The sequence below is a fragment of the Exiguobacterium sp. KKBO11 genome (assembly GCF_001644945.1).
GTDB lineage: Bacteria > Bacillota > Bacilli > Exiguobacteriales > Exiguobacteriaceae > Exiguobacterium_A > Exiguobacterium_A abrahamii.
In genome coordinates, this window is the sequence record NZ_LUCU01000011.1 from 577,689 (window position 1) to 596,714 (window position 19,026).

The following is a 19,026-nucleotide window of genomic DNA, read 5'->3' on the forward strand; positions in this document are numbered from 1 at the left end:
CCTCCTTTTTGTCTTCATCTCATATCATATCAAGATTAGAGGAGCTGTGCACAGTGAAAGAGCAAATCAAACAAATGATTGAAGCGGCAGATACGATCATCATTCATCGTCATGAACGTCCAGATCCCGATGCACTCGGTAGTCAATTCGGTTTGCAATTGACGTTACAACATCAATTCCCTAGCAAAACGGTATTAACGGCCGGAGAGATGGCGACATCATTGTCATTCATGGGAGAGCTCGATCAAGTAGACGATGAACTATACAAAGAGGCGTTAGTCGTGATTCTGGATACAGCGAATCAAGCGCGGATTGACGGGAAGGTCGCAATGACAGGAAAAGACGTCATTAAAATCGACCATCATCCGGATGAAGATCCATACGCACCAGTACAACTCGTCGATACGACGATGAGTTCGACATCGGAACTGCTCGTTCATTTATTGAACGAATGGGGATACGACATTCCAGCATCAGCTGCCATTCAATTCTACGCTGGGATCGTTGGTGATACGGGACGTTTCCAATTCCGTGGCACGACGAAACGAACATTTGAAGTCGCAGCGCAATTGATTGATGCAGGAATCGATACGGACTGGTTGTATCGCAATATGTACGAAACAGAACTTGCGGCGCTTCATTTACAAGGATATGTCCTTCAACATATTCAATTGACGGATCAAGGTGTCGGTTATGTCGTATTGACACAAGATTCGTTGAAGCAGTTTGGGGCGACGGTTGAGCAAGCATCGTTGCTCGTCAATAGTTTTGCCGGTTTAAAAGGCATGAAGTGTTGGGCATTGTTCCTTGAAACAGACACGGAGGTTCGCGTCCGAATTCGTTCGAAGGGTCCCGTCATCAATGAAGTAGCAAAAGAATTCAATGGTGGTGGACATCCGATGGCGTCTGGTGCAACGATTGGACAGTTGAGTGAGGTCGAACGTGTCATCCGTCGTCTGGACGAGGTCGCTGCTAACTTCCAGTTTTAAATGGAAAAAGGCTGCTCGGTCTCACTCCTCTCATTGAGGAAGCGAAGCGAACAGCCTTTTTACGCTTATTGCGTTTTTGTTTCGTCTTGCGGAATGAACCAAACGCCACGATCTGTGTGATCTTCAATGACATTCAGTTGAAGTTCAGCGACAGATTTGCGAATCTTCTCAGCGATTTCTTCCGTTTCAGTAAAAGCGGTAACACCGAGCTTTAATTGTTCGACTTTTTCACGTGCGATTTGACTGCGATTCAAAATCATGAGAAACGCTCCTTCCGTACCCGTCATGATATTTCTATACTTATTGTATCGAATAATAAATCAGATGGCGAGTACTTGAGTCAGTTAGATATGAATGTTCTGAAAACTTTTAAAAACATCCATCAGAAGAGAAAGGAGAATGGAAGATGCATATAAATGTTCGAACGCAGTTTAGTCCATTGCAGAGTTTAGTTCGAATCGAGCCCTATCTCGATGAACTAGTCCGTCGACACATCGGACGAGCGGTCATCTGTGAAACGACATTGACAGGAGTTCCCGCATTCATCGATGCATGTCAGCGTCGAAATATGCAACCGATCGTCGGATGGGAGCAGCGAATCGAAGAAGAAGAATTTTGTATCTTATGGTTTGCTTTTTCTTCTGATGGACTCCGTCAACTGTATCGACTAGCCAGTCAACAAGAGGAGACTGAAGTTTCATCACTGATCGCGGTGCTCGTGCCACTGCGTCAAGCCTCTGAAGATGCGACGCGTCTACGTCGTTCCTTCGTTCAATGGATGGGACACGTTCAAGGAGCGCGTACATATATGGGCGTGACCTCTAGTCGCTCAACGGTCGAACGAGAGAGTCGTGCGCGTTACCGCGAAGTAGCAGCAGCGCTTGGTGTTGAGACCATCCCAGTCGATCCTGTTCGTTACATTCGTCGAGATGAAGCGTCAGCGTATCAAGCAATACGTGCGATTGGTGAGGCGACGACGTTCCAAGACCAAAAGACAGATCGTCTGATGCATTTAAAGACCCGGGAAGAGTTACTCGAAGACTTTACCGAGCGAGAAATTACGATGGCGGAGCAGTTTGCTACGACATCTGAACGCTTGGAATTACCGTTTCAACAACGTCCACTGCCACGTATCGCGGAAGACTCGAATGCGTTATTACGAAAACGTGCTGAGGAAGGGTTACTGGCACATGGTCATGAAAGTAACGAAGCGCGGGAACGTCTCGCTTATGAACTATCAGTCATCGATAAGACGGGATTTGCTGATTACTTCTTAATCGTTGAAGAACTCGTACGTAGTGCAAAAGCGAAAGGCATTTTCGTTGGACCTGGTCGAGGCTCAGCAGCTGGATCACTTGTCAGCTATGCGCTTGGGATCACGACGGTGGATCCATTGAAATATGGATTACTATTCGAACGATTCTTGAACCCTGAGCGGATTTCCATGCCGGATATCGATATCGATATCGAAGATGAACGACGCGAAGAAGTATTAGAGGATCTCGTGATGCGTTATGGAAAAGATCACGTTGCTCAAATCGGTACATTGTCGACGCTCGGTGCCAAAGCCGCTCTGCGAGACGTCGGACGGACGCTAGAGTTTTCGAAGGATGAGTTAGATGCTGCGGTCAAACAGCTTGGAAAATCAACGACGTTACAAGGGATCGAACAAAATAAACAGACATATTGTTGGTTCTCTGGAAGTGAAAAGCGTCGGCAACTATTGCAACTAGCGCAAGCGGTCGAGGGTCTCCCGCGACAACGTTCGGTTCACGCGGCCGGTGTCGTCATTGGATCTGAACAGCTCGTCGAGACGACACCCGTTGAAACGGGACCAAATGAACGCTATGTGACGCAGTTTTTGATGCAGGCATTGGAACGTCAAGGATTGTTGAAAATTGACTTGTTAGGATTACGAAATCTCAGTCGTTTGCGTCGGATGGAAGAATTGATTCGACGAGAACAGCCATCCTTTACGCTCACGCAAATTCCAGAAGAAGACCGCGCGACATTCCAAGTCTTTGCCCGCGCCGAGACGGATGATATTTTCCAATTCGAGTCGACAGGTATGAAACAGACGTTGCGCGAAGTCAAACCGAATCGGTTCGAAGATTTGGTGGCAACGATGTCACTCTATCGTCCGGGACCAATGAAATTCATTGATCTGTACGCGAAACGAAAAGCTGGTCAACCTTATCAGATGTTGCATCCCGTATTAGAAGACGTACTTGCACCAACGTATGGCATCATCGTCTATCAAGAGCAAGTCATGGAAATCACCCGTCGAGTAGCTGGATTTACACTCGCACAAGCAGATTTATTACGACGTGCGATTTCTAAAAAAAGTACGGATTCGCTCGAACAGGAACGGGTTCGTTTTCTCGAAGGAGCAAAGTCGAATGGATTCGATGATGGGATTGCACAATCACTTTATGAACAAATTGAGCGATTCGCTGGGTATGGATTCAATCGAAGCCATGCAGTCGCCTATTCAAAGATTAGTTATGCCCTCGGATATATCAAAGCGCATTTCCCGCACATTTTCTTACTCGTCTCGGTCGAACAACCGGAGCGTCTCGTCCGATTGATGCGCGAACGACGTCTCCCGGTCCACTCGCCGGATGTCTGGATTTCCGATTACCGTTCTTCACTAGAAGGCAAAGGGATTCGACTCGGTATCCATGTCATTAAAGGTATTTCCGAGCGTGAGTTCGAGCGTGTAAAGGAAGCATCGAAGCACACAGCGACGATTGCTGATCTGTTGACCCACGTCGGATGGGGCAAGAAGGAGCGCGCAAAAATTGAATTGTTACTCTACAGTGGTGCGCTAGACCGAGCGACGCACGGCGATCGCGGGCTCGCTGAACAAGAGGTGCTCGAGTATTTCACCGAGTCGTCGAATACATTACTTCCAGACGAGTTGGCAATTCTCGGGAAACGCCGGACACAGAAGTCATCGAAACGAAGTGATTCCGACTGGGCACGATTAGAACGGGAAGTGCTTGGATTCTGGTTGACGTATTCGCCGTTGACGACAGCAATGAAAGCTCCGGTTGAATCTGCTTATTTTCATGACCTTGGCGTCGGTTCGGAAACACATTATTTAGTCTGTTATATTGATCAGATTCGAGAGTTCAAGACGAAACGCGGTCAAACGATGGCGGTCATTCAGGCAGTCGACGGGTATTCGAATGAAGAGGTCGTCGTCTTCCCGAATCAATATGAACGATTCCGTCGATCACTTTATTTAGGGAACGTCTTGCTGATTGAACTAAAGGTGCAGGATCGCGAAGGGGAGCGTCAGTTCATATTGGAACGTCTCCGTCCGCTTGGACAAGATGTGCTATTCGTCAAGTTAACATCAAAAAATGAGCTGGCTGCACTCGAACAGTTGCTTGAAGCGGCACCAGGCGATATTCCAGTTGTCGTCCGCTACGCGGATTCACGCGAGACGAAATCGTTACCGCCGCTTTATGCAGTGCAGCATGATGAGGAATTACTAGCTCGGCTACGTATTCGGTTTGGCGAGGATCATGTCGTCCTGAAAAATGTCCCCCGCTCAAACTAGTACTAGGTAATAAGATTTGTTATAATAAGGGGTAATTGGTCTGACCAATGCCACCGATTGAAGCAACCGACTGAAGGGTCAGAAAGGTGGTGCCGTATCGATATGGAGAAGAAACGAAATGCGTTTGAAGCCAATATCGCGGCGATTAAATTGATGATCGAACAAGATGGATTAGTTCCAGGAGACCGTATTCCATCGGAACGGGAACTGGCAGAACGACTATCCATCAGTCGACCGTCCGTACGAGAAGCATTACGGACGCTCGCTTATTTAGGGATCGTCGAGACACGACATGGAGGCGGAAGCTTTCTATTGAACCGTGACGATCATACCTATATTCAAATCATCGCTCAATTCTTAGTGACTGGCGATTCGAAGTTCGAAGACTTGGCAGGAATGCTCCGCTTGCTTGAGCAAGCAGCGCTCGCGCAGCTGGATGACCTTTCGGTGCTTGCACCAGTCGTATCATCCGATGCAGCGTTTCGTGAGACGTTGATTCAGACGGTCGATAACGATTTGTTTGAACGAATCTGGCGACAAGTCAATGCCTTCCATAAAAGCTTCGGTCAAGGGGAACTCTATACGCAGGCGGAACGGGAACAACTCTTGAACCGCCCATAGGATGACAAGGGGGAACTGAACGTGCAAGCATTTTTTCGAAAACCTAAAAAGTTCGTCACGCTGACTTCGAAGGAGCAGCGTGTCGATGTGCCAGTTGGCCTAATGACAAAATGTCCGAAATGTAAATTAATCCAATATACGAAACAACTGGAGGCGAACTTACGTGTCTGTTCATGTGGGTATCATCACCCATTGACCGCGCAAGAACGTTTTACGCAATTATTCGATGAAGGTTCGGTGACGTATTTCGACTTACCGGCAGTTCAAGCGGATCCGCTCGGATTCCAGGATTACCCGGAAAAATTAAAGGGCGACCAAGTCAGAACGGGTCTTGAGGAAGCGATCGTCTGTGGCGTCGGGAATGTGAATGGTCACCCACTCGTCGCTTGTGTCATGGATGCACGATTCCGGATGGGCTCGATGGGTGCAGCGGTCGGTGCTGCGATTTCTGAAGCTGTTCGCTACGCAACAAAACATCGTCTACCTGTCACGATTTTCTCCGCTTCAGGAGGAGCACGGATGCAAGAGGGAATGGTTAGTCTCATGCAGATGGCAAAATCGAGTCTCTTCTTAAAACAGCATTCAGATGCTGGATTACTTTATATTTCTTGTATGACTCATCCGACGACCGGCGGTGTATCAGCAAGTTTTGCGATGCTCGGTGACTTTAACATCGCTGAACCGGGGGCGTTGATCGGGTTTGCAGGTCGACGGATCATCGAACAGACGATACGTGAAAAACTACCGGAAGATTTCCAAACAGCAGAATTCTTATTACAAGCAGGTCAACTGGACGATGTCGTATCACGACATGATCTGAAAACGTACTATACGCGAATCTTAAAGCTACATGCGGAGGGAACGAACCATGCAACCATTTGACCAACCAGTCATCGCGTTACGCGAAAAAATTCTTGAGCTCCATGATATGGCGGAAACACAAGGTCTAGACTTCAAGGAAGAACTCCAACTTCTTGAAGAACGCCTTCATCGGTTAGAACTCGATATTTACGGGAATATGAAAGCGTGGAATCGTGTTCAATTGGCACGTCATCCAGAACGTCCAACGACACTCGATTACATTGAATCCATCTGTGAAGATTTCATCGAACTACACGGCGACCGTCATGGATATGATGATGCGGCAATCGTCGGTGGAATCGGAACACTGAATGATCGTCCGGTGACGATCATCGGTCATCAACGCGGAAAAGATACAAAAGAAAACATTCGTCGTAATTTCGGGATGCCACATCCGGAAGGATATCGAAAAGCACTACGTCTCATGCAACAAGCGGAGAAATTTAATCGACCGATCATTACGTTCATCGACACGAAAGGGGCTTACCCAGGACGTGCGGCAGAAGAACGTGGTCAGAGTGAGGCCATCGCGAAAAACTTATTTGAGATGGCTGGCATGACGGTTCCAATCATCTCAATCGTCATCGGTGAAGGTGGATCAGGTGGTGCTTTAGGAATCGGAGTGTGTGATCAACTCTTGATGCTCGAGAATTCAACGTATTCGGTCATCTCTCCTGAAGGTGCTGCAGCATTGTTATGGAAAGATGCAAGTCTTGCGGAGAAAGCGGCAGAATCGATGAAGATCACAGCACCTGATTTATTACGACTCGGGATCGCGGATGCCATCATTCCAGAAGTCGTCGGAGGGGCGCATCTCGATGTGTCATTACAGGCGGATAAATTAAAAGCTGTATTGGTACAGAAGCTTGAATCATTGGTTCATCTGACCAAGGAAGAGCTCATCGATCAGCGGACCGAAAAATATCACCAAATTGGCACATAAGCACCATGTAATCGCTATCATGATTGATATTCCTCATTTCCGGAATCGATGATGAAAAAGCTAGTGAAAGTTTATGCAATCTGCCCTGTTGTAAAACAAGAAAACAACGTGCTATTTTAGATTCAGATTAATGGAGAGGTGATTAACGTGAGTTTAAAACGGATTGCTGTCTTAACGAGTGGCGGCGATGCACCAGGTATGAATGCCGCGGTGCGTGCTGTCACGCGTAAAGCGATTTTTCATGGCTTAGAAGTATTTGGTGTCTATAACGGTTATCAAGGATTAATCAACGGGGACATCGTCCAGTTGAACCTTGGGTCAGTCGGTGACATCATTCAACGAGGCGGAACGTTCCTACGTTCAGCACGTTGCCCTGAGTTCCGTACAGAAGAAGGACGAGCAAAAGCGGTCGTCAATCTTAAGAAATTTGAAATTGATGCACTCGTCGTCGTAGGCGGAGACGGGTCGTATCGTGGTGCTCAAAAATTGACGGGACTTGGCTTCCCGACAATTGGACTTCCAGGTACGATTGATAACGATATCCCTGGAACGGACTATACGATCGGTTTTGATACAGCGCTCAACACGGCGCTTGAAGCGATCGATAAAATTCGTGATACGGCATCGTCGCATGAGCGGACGTATGTCATTGAAGTCATGGGACGCGATGCGGGTGATATCGCATTATATGCAGGACTTGCTGGTGGAGCAGAATCGATTCTTGTTCCTGAGCGTCCTGAAGATTTAAAAGAAGTCCTCGATCGCATTCAAAGTGGTGTCAATCGCGGTAAGAAACACTCAATCGTCATCGTCGCTGAAGGTGCAGGTCGTGCTCAGGACGTTGGAGACGCGATCGCAAAAGAAACAGGTCTCGATACACGCGTCACGGTTCTTGGTCACGTTCAACGTGGTGGAGCACCAACGGCAGCGGACCGTGTACTTGCAAGTCGGATGGGGGCGCATGCCATCGAAATCCTACTTCAAGGAAAACAAGGACGTGTCGTAGGTGTACGTGGTGGTAAGATGATCGATCTCGATATCGATGAGGCACTCGACGAAAATAAACATGAGCTGGATCTTGATATTCTCGAGCTTTCAAAACAGCTTTCGATTTAACGAACGTCGATAGGATTGGAATGGACAAGAGAACTTGGCCAAACACCGTAGGAGGTTTATGGAATATGCGTAGAACTAAAATTGTATGTACGATTGGACCGGCGTCAGAAAAACGTCTTCCAGAAATGATTGAAGCAGGTATGAACGTCGCTCGTTTGAACTTCTCACACGGCGATTATGAAGAACACGGTGCACGTATCACGGATATCCGTCGTGCAGCGAAAGAAGCAAACAAAATCGTTACGATTCTTCTTGATACGAAAGGACCAGAAATCCGGACACATTCGTTTGAAGAAGGAAAAGCGCTTCTCGCACGTGGTCAAGAAGTCATCATCGTTAGCGGAGACGCAAACGAAATCGTCGGAACAAAAGATAAATTCTCGGTCACGTATGAAGGACTCTATGATGACGTCGAAGTTGGTTCGATGATCATGCTTGATGACGGTCTCATCGGTCTTCGTGTCACTGAAAAACTTCCGAACCGTGAGCTTCGTTGTTCAATCGAAAACGAAGGCGTCATCAAGACGAAAAAAGGCGTTAACTTGCCAAACGTGAAGGTTAACCTTCCTGCTTTGACAGAAAAAGATATTGCGGATATCGAGTTCGGTATCAAGAGCGATATCGATTTGATCGCGGCATCTTTCGTACGCCGTGCGTCAGACGTCGTTGCGATTCGTCAATTGCTTGAGAAAAACAACGCGAGCCATATCAAAATCTTCCCGAAAATCGAGAATCAAGAAGGTGTCGATAACATTGAAGAAATCCTTGCGATTTCGGACGGTTTGATGGTAGCGCGTGGTGACCTCGGTATCGAGATCCCAACGGAAGAAGTCACGCCAACTCAAAAAGACTTGATCAAGCTTTGTAACGACTTCGGTAAACCAGTCATTACAGCAACACAAATGCTTGACTCAATGCAACGTTTCCCACGTCCAACACGTGCTGAAGCATCAGACGTCGCGAACGCGATTCTTGACGGTACGGATGCAATCATGCTTTCAGGTGAGACAGCAGCAGGGGACTACCCAATCGAATCTGTCCAAATGATGCACTCGATCGCAAAACGTACAGAAAAAATGCTCGACTACAAGCTCTTGTTGAAAGATCGTCAGACACGTAGTGAGCACACAGTGACGGATGCAATCGCTCAAGCGGTTACGCACACTGCGATCAACTTGGACGCAAAAGCAATCTTGACACCGACACAATCGGGTTATACGGCTGCACGTATCTCGAAATACCGTCCAGAGCCAAACATCGTCGCTGTTACACCAAGCGCACGTGTCGCACGTCAGTTGAACATCGTATGGGGCGTGTACCCAATCGTCGTTGATCATCTTTCAGACAACACGGATGACATGTTGACACTTGCTGCGGACACAGCAAAAGACGCTGGTTTCGTCACAGATGGTGATCTCGTCGTCATCTCAGCAGGTATTCCTGCTTTGACTGCTGGTACAACGAACATGTTGAAAATCCACATCGTCGGTAAAGAGATCGCAAACGGTCGTGGGATCGGTGAGCGTGGAGTCGTTGGCGAAGTCGTCATCGCAAACAATGCTGAAGAAGCAAACTCGAAAGCGAAGCCGGGCATGATCCTCGTTACGAACTCAACTGATCGTGACATGATGCCTGCAATCGAGATGGCTGCAGCGATGATCACAGTTGATGGCGGATTGACAAGCCATGCTGGAATCGTTGGACCATCACTCGGTAAACCAGTCATCGTTGGTGTCGAAGATGCATTGACAGTCTTCAAAGACGGTCAAATGATCTCAATCGATCCATTGACAGGTAAACTATATAACGCATAATCCATTCATGACGGACGTGACTTAGGTCATGTCCGTCTTTTTTTGTATGAGGAGGACGTATGGAAGCTTATCTTTTTTTGATTGCCCTCGTCTTCATCGGGGTCATCGCACAAAATAAATCATTAATCATTGCTGCAGCCTTCCTGCTGATCATCAAGGCAATCGGGCTGGATGGTAGACTGTTTCCTTCCTTGCAGGCAAAAGGAATCACGTGGGGCGTCACATTGATCACGGCAGCGATCCTCGTACCGATTGCAGCAGGGGATATCGGATTTAAGGAGTTGCTCCAAAGTATTCGGGGACATATCGGCATCATCTCATTTTTATCAGGAATTTTTGTTGCAATCGTCGCGGCACACGGTGTTGGACTGATGAAAGAAGATCCACTCGTGACGACAGCCTTGCTAGCTGGAACGATTCTTGCAGTAGGACTTTTCCGTGGGGTACCGGTCGGACCATTGATTGGTGCTGGAATCGCGGCGCTCGTCATCGGAATGTGGGATGTCATCGCAAAAGCGTTCACAGGATGAGCCGAATCAGCAAAGTAACTGAATTAATTTTTTGATAATAGTATGCAAGTTCATTCACTTTTTGGGTATTTTTGTTTATACTAAGAACAGAAACAAGATGGTCTATTCAAGAGTACAGCGCTACAAGCATGGGGAACGACTCTTGAGTGGACGTCTTTTTTTCAATACGGAAATGAAAGCGTTTTAAATTTCTGGGGAAAAAAAGGGGGATTATTGTCATGACGCAAACTAAAGGTTTAGAAGGAATCGTCGCGACTTCATCGAAAATCAGTTCGATCATCGATGGTCAATTGACGTATGGCGGTTATACGATTGATGATTTGGCGGAGCACGCCTCATTTGAGGAAGTCGTCTTCTTGTTGTGGAACGACCGTCTACCAAAAGAAGAGGAATTGAAGCAACTATCGGAAGCACTTATTTCCGAAGCAACGGTTGCGACTGCCGTTCTTGAAACGATGAAGGCAGCACCGAAGTCGGCGAATGCGATGGCGACGATTCGAACAGCGCTCTCTCAACTCGCGCTTTACGATGAGACATCGGAAGATATGTCGACTGAGGCGAATTACGCTAAAGCCATCAAATTACAGGCACAAATCGCAACACTCGTCACAGCTTACGCTCGTATCAAAAAAGGACAAGAGCCGATCGCACCTAAAGCAGGTCTTTCATACGCAGGAAATTTCTTGTTCATGTTGACGGGTGAAGAGCCAACGGAAGTTGCAGAAAAAGCCTTTAACCAAGCGCTCGTTCTTCACGCTGACCACGAGTTGAACGCTTCGACGTTCACAGCACGCGTGTGTGTCGCGACACTCTCTGACGTCTACTCAGGTGTGACGGCAGCGATGGGCGCATTAAAAGGACCACTTCACGGTGGCGCGAACGAAGCCGTCATGAAGATGTTGTTAGAAATTGATTCGGTTGAAAAGGTTGACGAGTATGTTCATAATAAACTTGAGAACAAGCAAAAAATCATGGGCTTCGGTCACCGTGTCTACAAGGACGGCGACCCACGTGCGAAGCACCTTCAAGAAATGAGTCGTCAGCTGACTGCTCAAATCGGGGAGCCGAAATGGTATGAGATGTCAGTTAAGATCGACGAAATCGTCCAATCGGAAAAAGGATTGAAACCAAATGTTGATTTCTATTCCGCTTCTACGTACCATGCACTTGGACTTGATACAGAACTATTCACTCCAATCTTTGCAGTAAGTCGGATGTCAGGTTGGTTGGCGCACATTTTAGAGCAGTATAGCGATAACCGTCTGATTCGCCCGCGTGCAGACTACACGGGTGAAACGCACCGGACATACGTGTCCATTCAAGAACGTTAAAAGGACGGGGAGGAGCAATCCTCTCCTGATTTTTGATGTAGATTACAATTACTTAAGGGGGATTTTTAGACATGGCTACACTTCAAGGCGAAAACATCACAGTAACTAACGGTACACTTCAAGTTCCAAACGCTCCAATCATTCCGTTCATCATTGGTGACGGAACAGGACCTGATATCTGGAACGCAGCTGTACGTGTGTTTGATGCAGCAGTTGAAAAAGCATACAACGGTGAGAAGAAAATCGAATGGAAAGAAGTCTACGCTGGTGAAAAAGCATTCAACAAAACAGGCAACTGGTTACCAGAAGAGACACTCGATCTCATCCGTGAGCACATCATCGCAATCAAAGGACCACTTACGACACCAGTCGGCGGCGGAATCCGTTCGTTGAACGTTGCTCTACGTCAAGAACTTGATTTGTACACATGTCTTCGTCCAGTTCGTTACTTCACAGGTGTTCCTTCACCGGTTAAACGCCCAGAAGATACAGACATGGTCATCTTCCGTGAAAATACTGAAGACATCTACGCAGGAATCGAATACGCAGAAGGCAGCGAAGGCGCTGCAAAACTGCTTGAGTTCCTTCAAAACGAAATGGGTGTCAATAAAATCCGCTTCCCTGAGACATCTGGTCTTGGAATCAAACCGATTTCAAAAGAGGGAACAGAACGCCTTGTTCGTGCAGCAATCGAATACGCACTTGAGCACAAGCGCGCTTCGTTGACGCTCGTTCACAAAGGAAACATCATGAAGTTCACTGAGGGTGCTTTCAAAAACTGGGGTTATGAGCTTGCTGAGCGTGAATACGCAGAGCACGTCTTCACTTGGAACCAATACGATCGCATCAAGGAAGAAGAAGGAACAGATGCTGCGAACAAAGCACAAGCAGATGCAGAAGCTGCTGGTAAGTTGATCGTGAAAGACTCAATCGCTGATATCTTCTTACAACAAATCTTGACTCGTCCAAAAGAGTTCGATGTCGTTGCGACAATGAACTTGAACGGTGACTACATCTCGGATGCACTTGCTGCACAAGTCGGTGGTATCGGAATCGCACCTGGAGCAAACATCAATTACATGACAGGTCATGCGATCTTTGAAGCAACTCACGGTACGGCACCGAAATACGCTGGACTTGATAAAGTAAACCCATCGTCTGTCATCTTGTCAGGCGAAATGATGTTCCGTCACCTCGGCTGGAACGAAGCGGCAGATCTCATCATCAAATCGATGGAAACATCGATTGAAACGAAAGTCGTCACATACGACTTCGCACGTCTCATGGATGGTGCGACTGAAGTGAAGTGTTCTGAATTCGCGGACGAACTCATCAAAAACATGTAATCCGATCAGGAGGAATGAGTCGATGAACAGACGGAAGAAGATCGCAGTCATAGGAAGTGGCTTTACGGGCGCAACGACGGCACTCTATCTTGCTCAGCGAGAGCTAGGAGATGTCGTCCTCGTCGACCGACCCGAGCAAGAGAATCCGACGAAAGGAAAGGCGCTTGATATGCAAGAGGCAGCGCCGATCCTTGGGTTTGATGCTTCAGTAAAAGGGACATCGGACTATGCTGACATCAACGGTGCGGATATCGTCGTCATCACTGCTGGCATTGCTCGAAAGCCAGGGATGAGCCGCGAGGACCTCGTGAGTACGAATGCTGCTGTCATGACAGCTGTGACGAAGGAAATCGTCGCGCATGCACCGGAATCGATCATCATCGTTTTGACGAATCCTGTCGATGCGATGACGTATACGGTCTATCAAGCATCTGGTTTTCCGAAAGAGCGTGTCATCGGTCAATCCGGTGTCCTCGACACGGCACGCTTCCGGACATTCTTAGCAGAGGAACTGAACGTTTCTGTAAAGGATGTATCGGGATTCGTACTCGGAGGACACGGGGATGACATGGTGCCGCTACTGCGCTATTCTCAGGTGGGAGGCATTCCAATCGAGAAACTGATATCCAAGGAGCGGTTAGATGCGATCGTTGACCGAACACGTAAAGGCGGCGGTGAAATCGTTCAGTTACTCGGAAACGGTTCCGCTTACTACGCACCGGCAGCAGCAATTGCTGAGATGGTCGAGGCGATCTTGAAGGACCAGCGACGTATCCTCCCTGCCATTGCTTATCTCGAAGGCGAATATGGATATGACGATATGTATTTCGGTGTACCGGTCATTCTTGGCGGAAACGGTGTCGAGCATGTTTATGAACTCGAACTGACGACTGAAGAGCAAGAGGCTTTGAGTCGCTCTGCCTCTACAGTCCGCTCTGTACTCGACTTATTAAAATCTTGATTCTAAAAAAAGACGAACTTGTCACTTTCGACAAGTTCGTCTTTTTTGTCTCGTCATAACCGATGAGGAGAAGCATAGTGCGATAACTTGGCATACCAAGGGCAGACCAGTATAAGAAGAAACGTCAGCCAAGGAATCAAATATCCGATTCGAAGGAAGTGACCTTGATGTTCCATATGTAGGTGTTGTGAGTTTTGACAATGCGGACAAGGGAGTCCGTGAGCAGACCACATTAAACGATAGATTGTTCGAGCAGACCAGGATTGACGACAAACGGTGCATCGTGCCACGCGAGTGCCTCCTTTCATTCATAGGTTAATTGTGTAAAGTGTGTTTTTCACAACATACGATACACATAGGCGAAAAGTTCCAATCTCAATAAACATGTAGAATAAATGATTGTATTAGGGTAAGGACAAAGGTACGTCATTCTATTCCACTAAGGGGGATGCCACATGCGCGCCGTAACGTACCAAGGAGCAAAAGATGTTCAAGTCAAACAAGTCCAGGATCCATCGATTGATAAAAACGATGATATCATCGTCAAAATCACTTCGACTGCCATTTGTGGATCAGATTTACACATCTATCAAGGAAATATGCCGGCTCACAAAGATTATGTCATTGGTCATGAACCGATGGGCATCGTTGAAGAAGTTGGACCAGGTGTGACGAAGGTCAAGCGTGGCGATCGCGTCGTGTTACCGTTTAATGTTGCTTGTGGTCACTGTTTCTTTTGTGAACATGATATGGAGAGTCAATGTGATAACTCGAATGGAAATCCCCATGTTGATACAGGTGGGTACTTCGGCTTCACAGAAGAGTTTGGTGGACATCCCGGTGGTCAGGCGGAATATTTAAAAGTTCCGTTCGGGAATTTCATGCCACTCGTGATTCCTGAATCATGTGAATTAGAAGATGAGGCATTATTGTTCTTATCTGACGTTTTACCTACGGCGTATTGGAGTGTCCTGCATGCGGGTGTGAAAAAAGGAGATACGGTCGTTGTACTCGGATCAGGACCAGTTGGACTAATGACACAAAAATTTGCATGGATGCAAGGGGCAAAGCGAGTCATTGCGGTGGATGATCAAGTGTATCGATTAAATCATGCTAAAGTCACGAATAAAGTCGAGACAGTAAATTTCTCGGATCACGCAGAAAGTGGTGCGTATATTAAAGAGCTAACACAAGGTGGAGCAGACGTCGTCATTGATTGCGTCGGTTTTGACGGGAAGATGTCCCCTGTAGAAAAAATTGAACAAAAGATTGGTCTGCAAGGTGGAACGTTGAGTGCCATTGATATTGCAAAGGACGCTGTCCGGAAATTTGGTACTGTACAGTTGACAGGCGTTTACGCTAAAAAATATAATCAGTTTCCACTTGGCGATTTCTTTACCCGAAATATTACGCTGAAAATGGGACAAGCACCAGTCGTCCATTTGATGCCGGAACTGTTCCAGAAAATCATCAATCAAGAATTTGATCCGACGGATATCGTGACACACCGAGTGGCACTTGAGGATGCTGCTTCTGCCTATCAGACATTTAATGATCGGACAGATGGATGCATCAAGGTCGTCTTGAAACCATAAGCTATATCATACTCAAACAGCCCATCCGATTTTTGGATGGGCTGTGCACATCATAGGATTAAAAGAAGAAGACGGGCCATAGAAGACCAACGGCTAGTCCGAGCAACAGACCGACGAACACCTGAAATTCGGTATGACCGACGAGCTCATTCAGGAGAGGAGTCTCATGGCGAATTCCTTTGAAATAATCATTGAGTAGTTTTGCCTGAACACCGACTGCTTGTCTGACACCGGTCGCATCATACATGATGATTGTCGCAAAGATGACAGCCAGTGCGAAAATCGAAGACGAGAAGCCCTCCTGAAAACCGATTACAACGGCTAAGGCGACGACAGTCGAACTATGTGAACTAGGCATACCACCGGAAGCAAACATGATTTCCAGGTCGAACTTTCGTGTCCGAACCAAACTCGTGACAAGCTTCGCTGCTTGAGCGATGAACCACGCCGTGATGGCTGCAAAAAGGGGATGGTTCCATTCCATACATTCTACCTCCTACAATTAACGATATGTATTGTTTCCCCGTTTTATTAGCTTTTACACGAACGATCTAGTTGGATTCGGCATCTCCTTTAAAGATTATGTAAAGAAACAGCAGAAAGATTTGTGATTTTCCTGTGAAAGTCGGTAAGATGAAGACAGACGAAGCGGATTCCACGGAATTCCTCATTCGAAAGAACGAAACTTGAGGGGGATGCAAGGTTTGAAAGATAAAATTATCGTGGTAGATGATGAATTGTCGATTGCAACACTATTGAAGTTTAATCTAGAACAGGCCGGTTTCATCGTCGAAACGGCACATGATGGGATGTCAGGTTTAAAATTAGCGGAAAAACAAGATGCCGCACTGATCGTACTGGATCTCATGTTGCCGGAACTCGATGGTCTGGAAGTATGTAAACGGCTACGCCAACAGAAAATCAATACGCCGATCTTGATGCTGACAGCAAAGGATGATGAGTTCGATAAAGTCCTTGGTCTTGAACTCGGTGCGGACGATTATCTGACAAAACCATTTAGCCCACGTGAAGTCGTCGCCCGTGTGAAAGCAATTTTACGACGAATGAGTCATCAGACAACACCTTCGGAAGAAGTGACGGATGGGACGATTCTGATTGGTGATGTCAAGATCGTTCCAGATAACTACGAAGCTTTCAAAGCAGAAGAGCGTCTTGAACTGACACCTAAAGAATTTGAATTGCTCGTATATCTTGCTAAAAATAAGGGACGTGTCCTGACACGAGATCAACTGTTATCCGCAATCTGGAACTATGATTTCGTCGGCGATACACGAATCGTGGATGTGCACATTAGTCATGTCCGTGAAAAAATCGAGCCGAATACGAAAAAACCGATTTATATCAAAACGATTCGTGGTCTCGGGTATAAGATGGAGGAGCCGAAACCGGAATGAGTAAGTATCGCAAAAGGTTCATCTTTAAAATGTTTTCGTTCATCAGTCTCGTGCTGATTGCACTCGGTTTCTTACTTGGACAATCCTTCAAAGAGTTCTATGTCCAAAATGAAAAAGAAAAATTGATGGATGAGACTTCTCTTGTCGAGACAATCTTACAAGGACGCGATGTTTCGGAGATGGCCCAGTACGTAAATCAATTGTACGCTGAATCGAACTTCGACATGATTTTATTCAATGGTCGGGGCGAGATCATTGCTGGTACACCGGTTGATGTGACGAAACTAAAAGTCGCGACTCTTAATTTTTCAGCGATTCCTGATGAGGGGACGTTTGAATCGAAAACAGATGACAGTGTCGTCCAATTCACGAAGCCTGTTCCGACAGCGGACGGTGGCGAGGTGTACGTCAGTTTCATTCGTTACGCAAAAGACTTAAACGTCATTTATTCACGGATTTGGACGGTCATCATCCTTTCTCTCGTTGCGTCGTTATTGGTTATATTCTTGACGATTTATCGGTCGACGAAACGATTCCTTCGACCGATCGCGGAGGCAACCGATGTCCTGCACGAACTGTCGCATGGAAATTACAAGTCACGCGTCTATGAGTTGTCGGCACCCGACGAATCACGCGATTTAGGGCGCTCCATCAATCTACTAGCGCGAAATCTCGAGAACGCATCGTCTGGTGAAGCGATGCAACGGGCACGTCTCGAATCCTTGATCGAATACATGGGAGCCGGTCTCATGTTGATTGATGAAAAAGGATACGTCCTGCTCGTCAACCGGACGTATCGGGAAATGTTCAATATTCATGAACCGTCTAGCGGGAAGCTGTACTATCGTGTATTGCCAAACGAAAAGATGAGCCAGGTGATTGAAGATGTCTATCTGACGGAAAAACCGAATCGAAAGCAGTCGAGTGTTCGATTCGGTATCAATAGTCGGACGTTCATGGTCAGTGCCGCTCCGATTTTCGATAAGAACGGTCGCGTGCAAGGAACGACCGTCGTCTTTAACGACATCACGGAAATCAAAAAGCTGGAACAGATGCGTAAAGACTTCGTCGCGAATGTCAGCCATGAATTAAAAACACCACTGACGTCCATCAAAGGGTTTGCGGAAACGTTACTTGATGGCGCGCAAGAGGTTCCGGAAATCCGTGAACAATTTTTACAAATCATTCATGACGAGTCGGAACGGATGCAGACATTAGTGGAAGACTTGCTTGAACTCTCTCGTCTGGAACAGGATAATTATCAGCTCGAGACCGCAATCGTTGATGTGACAAGTCTTGTTCGGGAAACGGCAGCACTCCTAGACCGACGAGCAACAGAAAAAGAGATGACGATTCATATCGAAACGGAAGAAGAAGTCTTCATTCGGGCAGATTTGAATCGATTAAAACAGGTCGTCGTCAACTTGGTAGCGAATGCGTTGAATTATACGCCAAATGGTGGCAACGTCTGGATTCAGCTCGAGGATGGAGAAGAGTCTGTCCAGCTCATCATCAAAGATGACGGAATTGGTATCCATCCGAAAGAAACCCAACGGATTTTCGAACGTTTCTATCGTGTCGATAAGGCAAGAAGCCGTAATTCCGGGGGTACGGGTCTCGGACTAGCTATCGTCAAACACATCGTCGACCTTCATCATGGTGAAATCGAAGTCGCTTCAGAAGAGCAGAAAGGAACGACATTTACGATTCGTTTACCAAAACACGGCTGAATTTCACAGTGGATTCACATTTCCTTAATAGACGTATCTTATGATGAAAGTACCTTCTTCATCATCTGTATGGCGACTGGATCAGCTCCCATGTCGTCATGCCCTTGGCGATTGACTCCCCGTGAGTCAATCGTCTTTTTTTGGTCATTTTTAGCGAACAAATGTGTGTAGAGTGATACAATAGGAACAGAAAATCGATTAAAGGG

Annotated in this window: 16 protein-coding genes; 14 read left to right on the forward strand and 2 right to left on the reverse strand. The window is 46.8% G+C overall.

Annotation, left to right across the window (positions count from 1 at the left end):
- Window positions 1-53 precede the first annotated feature (53 nt).
- Window positions 54-989 (forward strand): DHH family phosphoesterase, encoded by a 936-nt coding sequence (locus AYO36_RS03115; RefSeq protein WP_064299507.1) that lies wholly within the window; start codon window positions 54-56, stop codon window positions 987-989.
- Window positions 990-1,054: 65 nt separating this feature from the next.
- Here AYO36_RS03115 and AYO36_RS03120 read toward each other — a convergent pair whose 3' ends face one another.
- Entirely contained in the window at window positions 1,055-1,249 is a 195-nt protein-coding gene (locus AYO36_RS03120) for a YtzJ family protein (protein ID WP_023469043.1), read from the reverse strand.
- A gap of 146 nt (window positions 1,250-1,395) precedes the next feature.
- Here AYO36_RS03120 and dnaE point away from each other — a divergent pair, with 146 nt between their 5' ends.
- The 11 genes from dnaE to AYO36_RS03175 all read left to right on the forward strand — a co-directional run bounded on the left by dnaE (window position 1,396) and on the right by AYO36_RS03175 (window position 15,675).
- Entirely contained in the window at window positions 1,396-4,557 is a 3,162-nt protein-coding gene (gene dnaE / locus AYO36_RS03125; RefSeq protein ID WP_064299508.1) for a DNA polymerase III subunit alpha, read from the forward strand.
- A gap of 102 nt (window positions 4,558-4,659) precedes the next feature.
- Entirely contained in the window at window positions 4,660-5,178 is a 519-nt protein-coding gene (locus AYO36_RS03130) for a FadR/GntR family transcriptional regulator (RefSeq protein WP_064299509.1), read from the forward strand.
- 21 nt (window positions 5,179-5,199) lie between these two features.
- Window positions 5,200-6,060: an acetyl-CoA carboxylase, carboxyltransferase subunit beta gene (accD, locus tag AYO36_RS03135; RefSeq protein WP_023469040.1), complete on the forward strand. Its 861-nt coding sequence runs from the start codon at window positions 5,200-5,202 to the stop codon at window positions 6,058-6,060.
- Window positions 6,047-6,982, forward strand: a complete 936-nt coding sequence (accA, locus tag AYO36_RS03140) for an acetyl-CoA carboxylase carboxyl transferase subunit alpha (RefSeq protein WP_064299510.1) — start codon at window positions 6,047-6,049, stop codon at window positions 6,980-6,982. Before accD ends, accA begins: the two co-directional genes overlap by 14 nt.
- 147 nt (window positions 6,983-7,129) lie before the next feature.
- Entirely contained in the window at window positions 7,130-8,098 is a 969-nt protein-coding gene (pfkA, locus tag AYO36_RS03145; protein ID WP_029342336.1) for a 6-phosphofructokinase, read from the forward strand.
- Between the two features lie 65 nt (window positions 8,099-8,163).
- Window positions 8,164-9,912 (forward strand): pyruvate kinase, encoded by a 1,749-nt coding sequence (gene pyk / locus AYO36_RS03150; protein ID WP_055968754.1) that lies wholly within the window; start codon window positions 8,164-8,166, stop codon window positions 9,910-9,912.
- Between the two features lie 59 nt (window positions 9,913-9,971).
- Window positions 9,972-10,442 (forward strand): DUF441 domain-containing protein, encoded by a 471-nt coding sequence (locus AYO36_RS03155; RefSeq protein WP_023469036.1) that lies wholly within the window; start codon window positions 9,972-9,974, stop codon window positions 10,440-10,442.
- Window positions 10,443-10,660: 218 nt separating this feature from the next.
- A complete protein-coding gene (gene citZ / locus AYO36_RS03160) occupies window positions 10,661-11,773 on the forward strand; it encodes a citrate synthase (protein WP_064299511.1) in 1,113 nt (370 codons plus the stop codon).
- Between the two features lie 71 nt (window positions 11,774-11,844).
- Window positions 11,845-13,119 (forward strand): NADP-dependent isocitrate dehydrogenase, encoded by a 1,275-nt coding sequence (gene icd / locus AYO36_RS03165; RefSeq protein WP_064299512.1) that lies wholly within the window; start codon window positions 11,845-11,847, stop codon window positions 13,117-13,119.
- Window positions 13,120-13,141: 22 nt separating this feature from the next.
- Window positions 13,142-14,080 carry a malate dehydrogenase gene (mdh, locus tag AYO36_RS03170; protein ID WP_064299513.1) on the forward strand — a complete coding sequence of 313 codons (939 nt, stop codon included), beginning with the start codon at window positions 13,142-13,144 and terminating at the stop codon, window positions 14,078-14,080.
- Between the two features lie 455 nt (window positions 14,081-14,535).
- Window positions 14,536-15,675 (forward strand): zinc-dependent alcohol dehydrogenase, encoded by a 1,140-nt coding sequence (locus AYO36_RS03175; RefSeq protein WP_064299514.1) that lies wholly within the window; start codon window positions 14,536-14,538, stop codon window positions 15,673-15,675.
- 58 nt (window positions 15,676-15,733) lie between these two features.
- On the opposite strand, the gene AYO36_RS03180 is transcribed toward AYO36_RS03175, so the two are convergent.
- Window positions 15,734-16,159 (reverse strand): divergent PAP2 family protein, encoded by a 426-nt coding sequence (locus AYO36_RS03180; protein ID WP_047393552.1) that lies wholly within the window; start codon window positions 16,157-16,159, stop codon window positions 15,734-15,736.
- A gap of 211 nt (window positions 16,160-16,370) precedes the next feature.
- On the opposite strand from AYO36_RS03180, the gene AYO36_RS03185 reads away from it, so the two are divergent.
- Together AYO36_RS03185 and pnpS are read left to right on the forward strand one after the other, a co-directional pair.
- The gene (locus AYO36_RS03185; protein ID WP_369815309.1) at window positions 16,371-17,090 is read left to right on the forward strand and encodes a response regulator; all 720 of its coding nucleotides are present in this window, start codon (window positions 16,371-16,373) and stop codon (window positions 17,088-17,090) included.
- Window positions 17,087-18,820, forward strand: a complete 1,734-nt coding sequence (gene pnpS, locus AYO36_RS03190; protein WP_064299515.1) for a two-component system histidine kinase PnpS — start codon at window positions 17,087-17,089, stop codon at window positions 18,818-18,820. The genes AYO36_RS03185 and pnpS overlap by 4 nt, the downstream gene beginning before the upstream one ends.
- Window positions 18,821-19,026 lie beyond the last annotated feature (206 nt).

Coding starts and splice junctions, on each gene's coding strand:
- accA (WP_064299510.1), top strand. CDS start 6,047: ATGCAACCATTTGACCAACCAGTCATCGCGTTACGCGAAAAAATTCTT.
- AYO36_RS03120 (WP_023469043.1), bottom strand. CDS start 1,249: ATGATTTTGAATCGCAGTCAAATCGCACGTGAAAAAGTCGAACAATTA.
- icd (WP_064299512.1), top strand. CDS start 11,845: ATGGCTACACTTCAAGGCGAAAACATCACAGTAACTAACGGTACACTT.
- pnpS (WP_064299515.1), top strand. CDS start 17,087: ATGAGTAAGTATCGCAAAAGGTTCATCTTTAAAATGTTTTCGTTCATC.
- dnaE (WP_064299508.1), top strand. CDS start 1,396: ATGCATATAAATGTTCGAACGCAGTTTAGTCCATTGCAGAGTTTAGTT.
- AYO36_RS03155 (WP_023469036.1), top strand. CDS start 9,972: ATGGAAGCTTATCTTTTTTTGATTGCCCTCGTCTTCATCGGGGTCATC.
- AYO36_RS03175 (WP_064299514.1), top strand. CDS start 14,536: ATGCGCGCCGTAACGTACCAAGGAGCAAAAGATGTTCAAGTCAAACAA.
- citZ (WP_064299511.1), top strand. CDS start 10,661: ATGACGCAAACTAAAGGTTTAGAAGGAATCGTCGCGACTTCATCGAAA.
- AYO36_RS03180 (WP_047393552.1), bottom strand. CDS start 16,159: ATGGAATGGAACCATCCCCTTTTTGCAGCCATCACGGCGTGGTTCATC.
- pyk (WP_055968754.1), top strand. CDS start 8,164: ATGCGTAGAACTAAAATTGTATGTACGATTGGACCGGCGTCAGAAAAA.
- AYO36_RS03185 (WP_369815309.1), top strand. CDS start 16,371: ATGCAAGGTTTGAAAGATAAAATTATCGTGGTAGATGATGAATTGTCG.
- mdh (WP_064299513.1), top strand. CDS start 13,142: ATGAACAGACGGAAGAAGATCGCAGTCATAGGAAGTGGCTTTACGGGC.
- AYO36_RS03130 (WP_064299509.1), top strand. CDS start 4,660: ATGGAGAAGAAACGAAATGCGTTTGAAGCCAATATCGCGGCGATTAAA.